The 13,448-nt window shown below is 43.7% G+C and carries 11 protein-coding genes; 1 reads left to right on the forward strand and 10 read right to left on the reverse strand.

Annotated elements, in window-relative coordinates; genetic code table 11:
- Positions 1-162: 162 nt before the first annotated feature.
- The 10 genes from HCZ91_RS01015 to rsmG all read right to left on the reverse strand — a co-directional run bounded on the left by HCZ91_RS01015 (position 163) and on the right by rsmG (position 10,146).
- The gene (locus HCZ91_RS01015) at positions 163-510 is read right to left on the reverse strand and encodes a PilZ domain-containing protein (RefSeq protein WP_101205408.1); all 348 of its coding nucleotides are present in this window, start codon (positions 508-510) and stop codon (positions 163-165) included.
- Positions 511-621: 111 nt separating this feature from the next.
- A complete protein-coding gene (locus tag HCZ91_RS01020) occupies positions 622-1,752 on the reverse strand; it encodes a DNA polymerase III subunit delta' (RefSeq protein WP_179797435.1) in 1,131 nt (376 codons plus the stop codon).
- Between the two features lie 104 nt (positions 1,753-1,856).
- Positions 1,857-2,669 carry a 3-deoxy-manno-octulosonate cytidylyltransferase gene (kdsB, locus tag HCZ91_RS01025; RefSeq protein ID WP_179797436.1) on the reverse strand — a complete coding sequence of 271 codons (813 nt, stop codon included), beginning with the start codon at positions 2,667-2,669 and terminating at the stop codon, positions 1,857-1,859.
- Between the two features lie 49 nt (positions 2,670-2,718).
- Positions 2,719-3,849, reverse strand: a complete 1,131-nt coding sequence (lpxK, locus tag HCZ91_RS01030; RefSeq protein ID WP_179797438.1) for a tetraacyldisaccharide 4'-kinase — start codon at positions 3,847-3,849, stop codon at positions 2,719-2,721.
- 66 nt (positions 3,850-3,915) lie between these two features.
- The gene (gene msbA / locus HCZ91_RS01035; protein WP_257019927.1) at positions 3,916-5,703 is read right to left on the reverse strand and encodes a lipid A export permease/ATP-binding protein MsbA; all 1,788 of its coding nucleotides are present in this window, start codon (positions 5,701-5,703) and stop codon (positions 3,916-3,918) included.
- Between the two features lie 75 nt (positions 5,704-5,778).
- Positions 5,779-6,210 (reverse strand): biopolymer transporter ExbD, encoded by a 432-nt coding sequence (locus HCZ91_RS01040; RefSeq protein WP_057759437.1) that lies wholly within the window; start codon positions 6,208-6,210, stop codon positions 5,779-5,781.
- 65 nt (positions 6,211-6,275) lie between these two features.
- The gene (locus HCZ91_RS01045; RefSeq protein WP_179797440.1) at positions 6,276-7,001 is read right to left on the reverse strand and encodes a MotA/TolQ/ExbB proton channel family protein; all 726 of its coding nucleotides are present in this window, start codon (positions 6,999-7,001) and stop codon (positions 6,276-6,278) included.
- A gap of 100 nt (positions 7,002-7,101) precedes the next feature.
- Positions 7,102-8,253, reverse strand: coding sequence for a ParB/RepB/Spo0J family partition protein (locus HCZ91_RS01050; RefSeq protein WP_179797442.1), 1,152 nt, complete (start codon positions 8,251-8,253; stop codon positions 7,102-7,104).
- Positions 8,254-8,411: 158 nt separating this feature from the next.
- A complete protein-coding gene (locus HCZ91_RS01055) occupies positions 8,412-9,191 on the reverse strand; it encodes a ParA family protein (protein ID WP_179797444.1) in 780 nt (259 codons plus the stop codon).
- A 238-nt stretch (positions 9,192-9,429) separates the two neighbouring features.
- Entirely contained in the window at positions 9,430-10,146 is a 717-nt protein-coding gene (gene rsmG / locus HCZ91_RS01060) for a 16S rRNA (guanine(527)-N(7))-methyltransferase RsmG (RefSeq protein ID WP_179797446.1), read from the reverse strand.
- A 357-nt stretch (positions 10,147-10,503) separates the two neighbouring features.
- On the opposite strand from rsmG, the gene HCZ91_RS01065 reads away from it, so the two are divergent.
- Complete coding sequence (locus HCZ91_RS01065; RefSeq protein ID WP_179797448.1) at positions 10,504-13,344, forward strand: ATP-binding protein; 2,841 nt, start codon at positions 10,504-10,506, stop codon at positions 13,342-13,344.
- Positions 13,345-13,448 lie beyond the last annotated feature (104 nt).

A 13,448-nucleotide genomic window follows, 5' to 3' on the forward strand; every position in this document is an offset into this window, starting at 1 on the left:
ACTATCGCCTACTACTATAAAAATCTAAAGAAACTTGATCTAAAAAAGCAGCCTTACTAATTAATAAGGCTGCTTTCTTTATATTAATCAGTTCAAAACCACAGCCAAACTTATTAAAGATACAAATGTGATTTCTAGATACTATCTAGTTATCAATAGATACTACATAGTATAAGTCGATTGCAAGCTATCGATTTTTCCCGCTAGTAGGCGCTCAACTTCATTCTTAATTCTTTGACCAGAGACATCACTACCAATTTGCACAGCAAACCCTGCAGGGCGACTGCCTTGACTCTTAGAGTTAATCCAAACCACCTTACCATTCATTGGTAGGCGTTCACTAGAGTTGGGTAGCGTAATGGCAATAAACACTTCATCACCCAATTGCTGAGGTTTGTCAGACGGTACAAACAAAGCGCCATTACTGACAAATGACAAATAGCTGGCATATAACATTTCGATACTTTCATAATGACAGGTTAAAATCCCGCCACGTCCTGGCATTGCCATAGTCAGCTTCCTTCATCAACTGGGTTTAATATATTTATATAAATAATCGATAGTATATAGTTAAGAACAATTGCGAATTTTCGAGCACTAATTAAATGCTCAAGCATGGCTCTATAAGCCTGCCAACTCTTGCATTAGCTTATCATAGGCAAATTTTTCTTGCACATTTTGTTGCAGTGCAATTTTGGTCTGCTGTACGCTGTTGGCAAATGCCTCTAACCCGCTATCAGTAGGCTGATAAGTCGCCAATATCGTTGATAGATTGACATCCTTTTGTAGTTCAACAAGGCCCAAACAGACACGGCGTATATCAAGGAGCATCAGCTCAGACAGCTGTATAAATTCTTTAATATTAAGCTGACCTTGCCAATAATCACTTGCCGCCACGCCACTACGTTTACCGCTACGTAATGCCTGCCATGTGGTCAGCCATAGGCTGCGTTTGCTATACCATGGTGCTTGCGCCAAAGCTATAGCAGATAAAGGCGCACCATTGGCTAGTTGTATCAACTGCTCAATCGCAGCGTTACCAACGGCTTCGCGGTTAATCGTGTGACCTAGTGCCTGCGTCACATAATCGACAGCAACAGTCTGCTCAATTGTCTGTAATGCTAACTGTTGCACACGACTCTTAATCGTTGGCAATAGCTGAGCAGGCGTATCACTAATCAAAAACAGATGCACCTGCGCTTGCGGCTCTTCCAATGTTTTAAGCAGCGCATTAGCAGCGGCCACCGTCATTTTTTCAGCGTGATCTAACACGCAGATACGCATCCCCTGCCCGCCTTGATAAATAAAAGGCTGCAAAGCACGAATATCATCTACTTTGATCTTAAGAGCACTATTGCTAGTAGTTTTAGCGCCTTTTTTATCTTTTGTACTACTTAATTTTTCTTGAAGCGCATCGCTCTCGGCACTGATAGGCATGCTAACGAGTGGTAATACTTGCAAGCTCGGATGAGTTCCCGATTTGAGCCACTGACAGCTCTCACACACTTCACAAGCACCTAGTGGGTGTGCGCCACGCTCACGGCATAATAGCCAAGCGACCAATCGCCATATAAAGGCGCGTTTGCCCATACCTTGCATACCAGCAGCGAGCAATGCATGCGGCAAAGACTGCTGCTTAAGTACGCGCTCGGTCAACTGTAACCACAGTACTTTTTGCCATGGCAGTAGTGGCGCAAAATACATACGGTCTGTGTTATCTAGTGCGTCCATATTTCCTGTCAAATTATTCATGGTTATGGCTCTGTCACATTGATTAGGTACTTTAGGTATAGCCACGACAACGATACTTTAGCGTTGTATGAAGCTTAGAATCACACGCAACTTTGCTCAGACTATTACTTATGAGAGTTATGAAAGCTATCTAAGCTCATCGCGTTTAGACGGTCTAGATCCTCTTGTGTATCGACACCCGCTGGTAACTGATAGGCGGCTTCTGCGATTGCGATATGCTGACCATTTTCTAAAACACGTAATTGCTCTAAGCTTTCGAGTATCTCAAGTGGCGTTTGTGGCCAGTTTACGAACTGCTGTAATAGACTGACACGATAAGCGTATAAACCCAAATGACGATAGGCGTTCTTTGGTGGTTGCATCTGGTTATTATCAGCTAATACAACATCACGATCACAAGGAATCGGTGCGCGGCTAAAATAGAGCGCACGCTGTAAGTTATTAGCAGATTGGCTGACCACTTTTACTACCGATGGTTTTTGGAACGTATCATAGTCATCGATAGGCTCACAGAGTGTGGCCATCACGCTATCCTCATCCGCTACCAAAAGCGCCTGTACTTGCTCCAAAAGCAATGGCGGTACAAGGGGCTCATCGCCTTGCATATTCACCACAATATCGTGATCAGCCCAGCCTTTGATAGACGCTACTTCTGCCAAGCGATCCGTCCCTGAAGCATGCTCGCTACTGGTCATAACCACATCAAAGCCTGCATCGGTGCATACTTTTGCGATTTGCTCATCATCAGTCGCTATACACATGTCATCAGCAAAACTTGCTGTCTGCGCTTTTTCTGCTACCCAAAGTATCATTGGCTTACCATGAATAGTTAGCAATGGCTTACCAGGTAGTCTCGTACTTTTAAAACGTGCAGGAATCACGATATGGGTTTTGGCAGGTGTGGTGGCGAACGACATGGCGTATTCCTATAAAAATTATACGGCGATTTAAAATATTAACTGATATTTATAATGAGGCTGACGTGTTCATATCATGGTCGATACAAATGCCTAGTGCCTTTAGTTGCGCATCTAGATTATGATAACTATTCTCTGATAATACAGCCGTTACTGGTAACACCCATAGTCTACTGACAAGATCTACATACTCATCACTTAAGGCTTGTGTCGCTGCATATTCCGCCAATAATACGCTGATTTTTACCGCATCTTTACTGGTTACGATGATAGGATAATCACCATATTGTAAAAGCTCAGCCAAACTAAAATCATAATGGTCAGGGTAAGGATGCCCTATGACCTCAAAGCCAATAGATTCCAAGGTATCAAAAAACCGCTGCGGATAGCCGATACCACTAACAGCATGGACGCGGCTATTATTAGTAGGCTTCACACTATTGAGTTGAGCTGTGCTCGATGTATGATTCCATAGACGTTGCAACTCATCAGCTTGCAGATGCATGGTCAAACGGTCAGTAGACTGTATCTTATTACCACTTCTAGAAGTCTGAGTTGAATCTGTACTTGGCTTTTCATGATAGATAACATTTGCACCTTCTAATCGTGACATCGGCTCACGCAAAAAACCTGTTGGTAATAGCTGCTTATTGCCAAACCCACGAGCGGCATCTACCACAATCCATTCGATATCGCGCTGTAGTGCATAATGCTGCAAACCATCGTCTGCAATAATCAATTGCAAATTAGGCTCTGCCTTTAATAGAGTGGCAATCGCTTGCTGACGATTGGGACACACTGCCATAGCAGCGCCTGTCATATGAGCAATCAAACACGGCTCATCCCCTACTACATGGGGCAAACTGGTAGCACTAACTAATGCAGGCATTTGACTCGTATCACCGCCATACCCGCGACTGATTACCCCTACTTTTATGCCTTTTTTTTGTAAGTAGTTGACCAGAGCAATAATCAGCGGCGTCTTACCACTACCGCCCACACTGATATTACCAATGATCATCACGGGAATAGGTGCTCGATAGCTTGATAACAGGCCGGCCTTATAAGCTTGACGGCGCAGCAAAGTGATGAAACCGTATAACCAACTGACAGGCAGCAACAACCACAACCAAACAGCTTGACCTTGCCATGCACGGGTGATTGTCGTCTCAATACTCATTCATCAATGTCGCTTATCTTATTGGTTCATGGCTGCGTGAAAATTGGCTAAAAATTTCTAAACTGGCTACTCGAAATCTCGAGCATACATTTGCGCATAGTGGCCTTGCAGCTGCATTAGCTCATTATGCGTTCCTAATTCAACAATCTGACCGCCATCCATCACAGCAATACGATCCGCTGACTCAATAGTTGTCAATCGATGGGCAATGACCAACGTGGTGCGGTCTTTCATCACATTATCGAGCGCTTGCTGGATATAATATTCAGACTCATTATCAAGCGCACTGGTGGCTTCATCTAAAATTAGAATCGGCGCATCCTTTAATAGCGCACGAGCAATCGATAATCGCTGACGTTGACCGCCTGATAGTTGCAACCCTTCGGCACCAATTTCGCTCTGATAGCCATTTGGCATTTTTATAATAAAGTCATGAGCGAAGGCATCTTTTGCGGCTTGTTCAACCTCAGCTTGAGTCTTGTCAGCTAGGCTGCCGTAAGCAATATTATTAAATACGGTGGTATTAAACAATACTACCTGCTGGTTCACCATTGCAATCTGGGCACGCAAACTCTCTAACTTAATGTCTTCGATTGGCATACCATCCAATGTGATCTGCCCTGAAGACGTCTCTAGAGTACGTGTTAATAAATTGACTAGTGAGGACTTGCCCGCGCCACTTCGCCCTACTAGTGCAACTGTCTCGCCTGCTTTAATATTCAAGGTAAAGTCACGTAGAGCCACCGTCGAATCTGGATAAACCAAGCTGATATTGTCTAACGACATTTGCCCTGATAGCGCCTTACTGATTGTGCCTGTGTCTTCTTCTTCTGGCTCATCAAGTAGTGCAAAAATCGACTCACCAGCAGCCAGACCTTTTTGCAGCTTCTGATTAATATCAGTCAGCGAACGTACTGGCTTACTTAATAAACCTGCTGCTGCAATGTAGGAGATGAACTCACCTGCTGAAATATCATCTATTACTGCAGGTCGCAACGCAAGCCAGACGACAACGGCCATCGCAACCGCCATCAACAGCTGTACGGCTGGCGTATTAATACTATTGGTAACAACCACCTTCATACCTTGGCGTAGATTTTTCTTCGATGTCTTATCAAAACGTGCTGATTCGTATGATTGACCACCGTAATTTTTGACCACTTGATAGCCGCCGATGACTTCATTAGTAATGTGACTGACATTACCCATCGTCTCTTGGATACCTTTTGAGAGTCGTAGATAGCGCTTTGATGCAATGCGCACCAGCCATAGTATTGGTGGCAGTACCACAAATAGAATAAGCGTTAGACGCCAATTGCTATAGAACAAAAAACCAATCAACGCGACGACGGTCAAACCATCACGCAGCAAAGTCTTCATTGAGTCTGTACTGGCGGCCGTGACCTGTTCAACATCAAATATCAATTTCGATGAAATCGTACCGGCTGGATTGGCCAAATAAAACGAACTAGGCAAGCGCAGTAACTTATTAAAAACTTCTACGCGTAGCTCATAGACTAAGTTGCGTGAGACCAATGCAGAGTAATAGTTACCCAAAAAACTACCAACCCCGCGCACAAAGAATAGCAATATAATCAATAGCGGAAATAAGGCTTGTTTGCTTCGATCATTCTGATTGATAGCATCAGTAATATATTGCAAGAGCTTGGCAGTCCAAATCTCTGTCCCTGCATTAATCGCAAAACCTAAAGCTGTCAATAGCAATGCCCACCAGTAAGGCTTTAAATACCTTAACAAGCGTAATAACGTCTTGCTCTTAGGGATAACGGGCGATACTGCCGATGCGTTTTTAGCAGAAGATTTTTTAGAGTCAGGTGAATAAGCTTGGCTCATAAAAGCCTCAATTTGGGTATCGTGGTATGGATGGGCTGTGTGTCACACAGTTTTATGATGGTAAGGCTGTCTATGTTACTGCGGCAGCGTTTGGCCAAGTGGCACCACTGTACTGATGTTTAAGTTCAAAAATCCGAGCTTTCCAGCGATATCCATCACTCGTACCACAGACTGATGGGTCGCATTGGCATCCGCGGCAATGACAAATAGCATATCGCGATTGCTGCCCGCCTCTTGCTGCAACATACTGGTCAGTTCTGCCTCATTGCTACTAGCAAGTGTAATGCCGTTGACCAAATAGCTACCATCTTCTTGCACAGCTACTTCGATACTGTTGTTTTGTTCTGTCAGTGCGACACCTTCCGCTTCAGGAAGGATAATATTTAAACGACTAAAATGATTGAATGAGGTAGCAAGTAATAAAAACACAATCAAAAACAGTAAACAATCAATCATCGGTGTTAGATTAATTTCAAGTGGTTCAACCGTTGGTTTTCTAAAACGCATATCAATCTCTTTAATTCAGCTACCATGTATAGGCTCAAGATTTCTATTCTTTAAAACCGCATTGACTACACTGCCGCTATGCTGGTCTTATCCGAATCCAACCCACCGAATGAACGTTCTTGCACAATACTATCTTCTATTGACAGACGGCTAGAAGCTGTAGATGACTGCGCACTAGCAAGCAAATGATAATCATACAGCTCTTGAATCATAAGCCCTGCTTGAGTCTCAAACTGAGCATTAATATCAATGATACGGCGCTGAAAATAACGATAAGCAACCAGCGCAGGGATAGCAACAATCATACCTGCAGCGGTAGTTATTAGTGCCTGTGATACACCAGCGGCTAGCATCGTCGGATCTTGCATTGCGCCATCGGTAATCGTTAAGAATGAAGAGATGATTCCTAGTACCGTACCTAATAGACCAAGTAACGGCGCTATCGCACCGATAGTGCCTAACATATTGATGTTTTTTTCCAACTGATGAACTTGGACGCTGGCACGATTTTGCATGTGCATCGTCATCGACTCTAGCCCATACTGACGATATAGCAACCCCGTTGCCAAGATATCGCCAAGCGCCGTCTTTTCTTTTACATTCATCAATTGTGTGCGGCCAATATCGCCATTTTCACGTAAACGAGTTATTAGCTGTTCGCGTAACCTGCTAGGAGCGACTTTGTTAAACTGCAGCGTATGACTACGCTCAATGATAATAACCAAAGCCAATACAGAGCAAACAACGATAGGTGTCATTAGCCAGCCACCTGCTTTTACCAATTCCCACATACTCACTCTCTTCCGTATTTTTGCAAAAACGATCACTACAAAATAATTATTACAGAGGCGATTTAGCGTTTGGATAGATACAGCTAACTCGCAAACGTTATTAAGCCTGAGCTTCTATATGTTTGATCAACGCAGCTAATTGGTCTTGATTGTGGAAAAATATCTCAACACTACCTTGACCATCTTTTTTATGTTTGAGTTTGACTTCAGCACCAAGCATGTCTGTCAATCTTTGGGTCAAACGCTCTGCATCACGAGATTGTGCTTGTTCAGCACGGTTTATCTTGGGTGCTGGCTGCAAGATTGATTTGACCAATTTTTCAGCTTCTCGCACGGTCATACCACCATCGATAATCTTTTGCGCGATGATAGGTTGCTGTTCAGAGGACAATGCTAAAAGTGTACGAGCATGACCCATATCTAGCGCACTGTTGGCCAAATGGTCTTTTACTGTATCATGCAGCTGATTTAAACGAAGTAGATTCGATACTGTTGTACGCGCCTTGCCAACGACTTCAGCGATCATGGCATGACTCATACCAAATTCGGTATGAAAACGCTGCAATGCTGCTGCCTGCTCAATCACTGATAAGTCTTCACGCTGGATGTTTTCAATCAGTGCTAATGCAATTGCCAACTCATCAGATAAGGCGCGCTCAATCGCGGGGATGACCGCTTTTCCTGCCATTTTTGCAGCGCGCCAGCGGCGTTCACCAGCGATAATTTCGTGAGTGACAAATGCTTCACTCTTATCCTCATTTGCCAACAGTGGACGGATAACGATAGGCTGCATCACGCCATGCTGCTCGATAGAAGACGCCAATTCTGCAAGTGCTGTCTCACTCATATCACGACGAGGCTGGTACTTACCTGCTTGCAAGCGTGTGACATCAATCTGCACAAGGCTAATCTGGTCTTCGGTTGCGCTCGTATCTGCACTATTGCCACGCGATTTGTTGAGCGACGCCTTGCTAGTAGCACGAGGTGAACGTGGCGCGCGAGTGCTATTCTCACTAGCAGCATCGTTATCAGTAGTCTTCGCAGATGATTTTTTACTGACTTTTGTCGGAGTGATATCAGGCGCTATATCCGTAGACACAGTATCTACAGGCACATTAATATCTGGCGCAGCATTTTCACGCGCCACCATGTCGTCTTGCAAGGCAGAGGCGGTAATTTGCTTTTCTTTTTTGATTGACCCTAATAAGGCATCTAAGCCCCGATTAGCAGCCAACCCTCTTTTCTTCGCCATGATTACCTATCCTCTAACGCTAAAATAAAAGCCAATTGATTAATGATGCGGCTTACTAAATACAATGTTAAGTGTTCTATACTTATGCTATTCATTCACTGTGCTGATCAGTGACGCTTTTTATCTAAAAATCCTTTGTAAGAGATTTTAGATAAAAACTAGCTACTTTGTTTCATCACTTCAGCAGCCAACTTTTGATACGCGCGCGCGCCTTTTGACCATCTCTCATACGCAATAACTGGTAAGCCGTGCGCAGGGGCTTCTGCCAAGCGAATATTCCTTGGAATATGAGTCTTGTACATGATATCGCCAAAATGTGCTTCTAGCTCAGTAGAGACATCACGGGCAAGCGTGTTACGCGCATCAAATAGCGTTCTGACCACACCGCGAATGTACAGCTTAGGGTTCAACTCTGTTAGGCGTTCAATCGTTTGTGATAAGTCAGCCAACCCTTCTAATGCATAGTACTCACACTGCATAGGAATAATCACACTATCCGTAGCCACCAACGCATTAATCGTCAGTAGATTCAAACTAGGCGCACAATCGATAATCACATAATCGTATGGCTGTTTTTGTGTGGATATCTGATCGTTAACCAATTCAGTCATCGCAGTTTTGAACAGCTCATGACTATCGGTCTTGCTCATTAAGGTAATGTCCATGCCAGCCAAATCGCGATTGGCACCGATGACATCGAACCCTGCAGGACTAGTAACAATTGCTTCAGACAACGCGACGCCATCTAGCAAAACGTCCGCTATGGTAAGATCTAACTCGTTTTTGTCAACACCTGTACCACTGGTCGCATTACCTTGTGGGTCTAAGTCAATCAGCAGTACATGCTTGCGTTTAGCGGCTAAGCTGGCGGTCAAATTTACTGCCGTTGTGGTTTTACCCACACCGCCTTTTTGATTCGCAATTGCTATGATTTCCATACACTCACTCAATTTTATTAGGGTCTATTACTTTTGACTCGGTTGGTACGATTATTTTTGTTCAATCTTGTGCAGCGACACTCACTCAGTATTTAAAAATAAGCAATTCATTGTCTAAAATGCTCAGTTTATGGTCGAGCATTTTAAATGCTTTTAAATACTATGTCATTTAGATACAGACGTAAACTGTGTTTCACAAAAAACAGTGCCTGTTTCATGACTGCGAAGTGTTTATGCCTTAGCTATCTTTGGCAGACATTTCAATTAAATGACGACTGTCGTGCAAACGTGGTACCGTCAGCTTGATTGTTTTGATATGCCAATCACTATCTAATGCCTGCAGCTCTTCTTCACTCGGCACTTTACCTTTCATAGCACATAAGAAGCCGCCATCTGCTAATCTTGGCTGTGCTACTTCTACAAAATCTATCAAACTGGCGAACGCTCGTGATGTCACCACCGCATAACTTGCTTCATGCGCTTCAATACGCGATGCGATCGGCTGCATATTACTCAAACCGAGCTCGCTGCTGATTTGCTTGATAAAGCGAATTTTCTTCTGATTGCTATCAAGCGCAGTACACTGGCGCTCAGGCTGACAAATGGCAATAATCACTGCTGGCAACCCTGCTCCCGTGCCGATATCTAGCAACGATCCGGCGGGTAAATGCGTTATAATAGACAGACAATCTATCACATGCTTGATCAGCGCTTCTTCTGGATCAGTGATGGCGGTCAGATTATACGCTTTATTCCATAGTAAAAGCTGGTCTAAGTACAATAATAACGTGCGCTGCTGCGTTTCACTTAACGGCAGACCCAGCTCATTTATCGCTTGCGCTAAGATATTGGCCAGCTTTGGCAGTTGCGCACCAAGCTTTACGAAACCAGTCGGATCAATATTGATAGTACCCATACTAGCAGACGATGAAGAGTTTTTAGCGGAAGCTGACATACAACGAGTTATCCAGTTTTGACTTGTGAACCGTTTATTTTATCATGCAGTCTGCCCATTGAATAGTTGCAGATTGCGCCAATGTGGGACATCTTATACTATCTACGCTTATCATGAGGCGTTATTCTGCTTTGATTGCCTCCAATTCGCTGATTAAGTCATTCGTTTTTTACTAGTTTTACTCAAGCATTTGCCTAAATATGATACAAAACTGCGCTTAATGACTTCGCTAATAGGTGACTATATCTTGTAAGATGTCATGATTGATTATAAAAAACTCAGAATACGCATGACTAGATAAAACCAATCACTTCTCATATTCCTTTAATACTTTTTAAGATGATTTTTCAAACGCCTATGACAGAACAACCCTACACCCCTATATCGCAAGTATCAAAAGACGCTAACAATATGGTAGTACCTGCTACCGATACAAAAAACACTAAGCAAACAGCACCTGATACCCCAAACCCTATCTTCATAGAAGTTCAGCAAAATTGTCGCATTTCCGCTGAGCAATTAAAACGCTATAGCGACCCTGATGAGTTGCCTACAGACACACGTACTGCGCCCGACTTAGATGTGGGCTTCGGTCAACAACGCGCGCTTAAAGCATTGCATACAGCGCTGGATATTAAAGCCAGTGGCTACCATGTGTTTGCCGCTGGTGAAAACGGTTTGGGCAAACGTACTGTCATTAGTCGTCTGTTAACACGTATTGCCGCCGACGCACCAACGCCAGATGATTGGGTATATGTGCATAATTTCACCGATCCACGCACACCATTGGCGCTGCGTCTACCAGCTGGTCAAGCCTCGCTATTACAGCAGCAAGTTAATAACTTATGGCAGCAAGCAAAAAAGCGTTTAAGCCAACGCTTTCGTAGTGATCAATACCAGAGCAAAATCGAAGCCATCAAAAACAGTACTCATCAAAAAGAAAGTCATGCCTATGACGCGCTTAATGCTGAAGGCAAACAATATGACCTAGCATTGACGTTTCGCTCGTTCGATAATAAAGCAGTATTTGTTCATCCTAGTCAGCTGCCTACAGAAAGCAACAGCGATGATGACAAGCAAATAAAAATACCTAGCAATCATAAAGATTCAGAAAGGCTCAATGATAGCGAAAAAGTTAATATCTTGAGCAATAAAGATAATGAGAGTAAAGAAAATAAAGACTCTACATATGGCAATAATGAATACGAAGCTGAGCTGAATAACTTCGTGCAGAAGAACCATATGCAAAAGCGCCTGAGTCAATTGACTATCGCCTTAGAGCAACTAGAAGACGAAGCCAACGATGAGATAGAGGCATTACATCGTAGTATTGCTCAACGTGCTTTACAGCCATTATTTACTCCTATTTATGAGCAGTTTGCGACTCATCCACTTGTCGTGGCATATCTCAAGGCTGTATTTGATGACATGGTCACTCACGTAGAGCGTATCGTTAATGGCGATGATGAGGAGTTTGTGACGGCAGTGTTGGCTACGACGCCCAGTCGTTATGCAGTAAATGTTATTGTCAGTCACACACCTGACAGTGGCGCACCTGTGGTCTTTGAGGATTTGCCAACCCATCTCAATTTATTGGGGCATGTCGAGCAAATCACCCAATTAGGCACAGTAACCACTGACGTGAGTATGATTCGTGCAGGTGCTCTACATCGCGCTAATGGCGGCTATTTACTGTTAGAAGCCAGCCACGTTCTTGAGCATCCTTATGCATGGCAGGGCTTAAAGCGCGCATTACAATCACGAAAAATCAAACTATCAAGTCTAGAGCAAATGCTAACGCTAACCGGTAGCTTGTCTCTCTCACCAGCGCCTATTGATTTAGATATCAAAGTTATCTTGTTAGGTGAAGCAGATTTATATTATGAGCTGCTAGAGCTTGAGCCTGAATTTGATGCAGTATTCAAAGTCCGAGCTGATTTTCATGACGATGTGCCTCGTACCACTGAGCATGAATTGGCATTGGTCGCAAAAATGGCCGATATCATCGACTATGCCGACCTTTATCCGTTTAATAGCAGTGCGCAAGCTACGTTACTTGAGCATTTAAGCTTGCAAGCTGAAGAACAAGATCGTTTAAGCCTACACAGTGACTTATTGATTAAACTATTGCATGAATCAAACCGGCATGCTCGATTAAATAATGAGGCTATGGTGACGGCAGATCATGTCACTCAAGCAATCGATGACATGGATGAGCGTTCAGGATATTTACGCGATCTGTACTGGGATGAGCTGAAAAACGGCCAGCAGCTAATCCAAACGCAAGGCGATGCTATTGGACAAGTTAATGCATTGACCGTGGTCAGTTATGCTGATAGTGAGTTTGGCATGCCAGCACGGCTTACTGCGGTCATTCAGCCCAATATTGGCACAGGTGAAATTCTTGATATTGAGCGTGATGTAGACTTGGGTGGTAGTTTACACGCCAAAGGCATGCTGATTATGACCAGCTATTTGCGCGCGCTGTTTAGTCAACATCATGCACTGAACTTTAGTGCCTCACTGGCGTTCGAGCAAAGCTACGCACAAATCGATGGCGATAGTGCCACTGTGAGCGAAGGCTGTGCATTGCTATCCGCGTTAGCAAACGTGCCTATCAATCAGTCTCTTGCGATTACTGGATCTATGAACCAGCTAGGCGAAGTACAGGCAGTTGGTGGCATCAATGCCAAAATCGCAGGTTTCTTCGACGCCTGCCGCGAGCAAGAGCTAACAGGCGATCAAGGCGTCGTCATTCCGATGGCTAATGTCAAACAGCTGATGTTACGTGACGACATTATCGATGCCGTAAATAGAGACAAATTTCATATCTATGGCGTCTATACTCTAAGTGAAGCCCTGACGCTGATGACTGGCTTGCCCATCGACACCATGAATAAAAAGGGCCGTTATCGTAAAGATACTTTATTTGGCAAAGTATTAAGCCGTCTGATGCTGTGGGATGAAAACCAGGAAAACACTGATGACATCGATGATGAAAAGTCCAAAAAAAAAGCGAAGAAAAAGCGTAAAGAAAAACGTCAAAAGAAAGAAAATAAGAGAATAAAAGAAAAGCGTAAAGGTGAGAGAAGTAATGAGAAAAGCAGCGGGGAAAGTAGCAAGCAAAGCGATGCTAAACCTATTGATGACGCCCTAAGCGATAGTGAGACAACAGCTGTTGACGGGAATGATAGTTGAAATTTGAACGGTACTACCGTTACACATATATTGCTGTTCGACTAGATTCATTGTTATATCTATGGCTAGATCGAGCAGCAACCATCGAATAAACATACGCATGC

This window comes from Psychrobacter sp. BI730, from assembly GCF_013414195.1.
Taxonomy (GTDB): domain Bacteria; phylum Pseudomonadota; class Gammaproteobacteria; order Pseudomonadales; family Moraxellaceae; genus Psychrobacter.

Excerpts from the sequence above, each read along its gene's own strand:
- HCZ91_RS01015 (WP_101205408.1), bottom strand. The coding sequence starts at position 510 with ATGGCAATGCCAGGACGTGGCGGGATTTTAACCTGTCATTATGAAAGT.
- HCZ91_RS01020 (WP_179797435.1), bottom strand. The coding sequence starts at position 1,752 with ATGAATAATTTGACAGGAAATATGGACGCACTAGATAACACAGACCGT.
- kdsB (WP_179797436.1), bottom strand. The coding sequence starts at position 2,669 with ATGTCGTTCGCCACCACACCTGCCAAAACCCATATCGTGATTCCTGCA.
- lpxK (WP_179797438.1), bottom strand. The coding sequence starts at position 3,849 with ATGAGTATTGAGACGACAATCACCCGTGCATGGCAAGGTCAAGCTGTT.
- msbA (WP_257019927.1), bottom strand. The coding sequence starts at position 5,703 with ATGAGCCAAGCTTATTCACCTGACTCTAAAAAATCTTCTGCTAAAAAC.
- HCZ91_RS01040 (WP_057759437.1), bottom strand. The coding sequence starts at position 6,210 with ATGCGTTTTAGAAAACCAACGGTTGAACCACTTGAAATTAATCTAACA.
- HCZ91_RS01045 (WP_179797440.1), bottom strand. The coding sequence starts at position 7,001 with ATGTGGGAATTGGTAAAAGCAGGTGGCTGGCTAATGACACCTATCGTT.
- HCZ91_RS01050 (WP_179797442.1), bottom strand. The coding sequence starts at position 8,253 with ATGGCGAAGAAAAGAGGGTTGGCTGCTAATCGGGGCTTAGATGCCTTA.
- HCZ91_RS01055 (WP_179797444.1), bottom strand. The coding sequence starts at position 9,191 with ATGGAAATCATAGCAATTGCGAATCAAAAAGGCGGTGTGGGTAAAACC.
- rsmG (WP_179797446.1), bottom strand. The coding sequence starts at position 10,146 with ATGTCAGCTTCCGCTAAAAACTCTTCATCGTCTGCTAGTATGGGTACT.
- HCZ91_RS01065 (WP_179797448.1), top strand. The coding sequence starts at position 10,504 with ATGACAGAACAACCCTACACCCCTATATCGCAAGTATCAAAAGACGCT.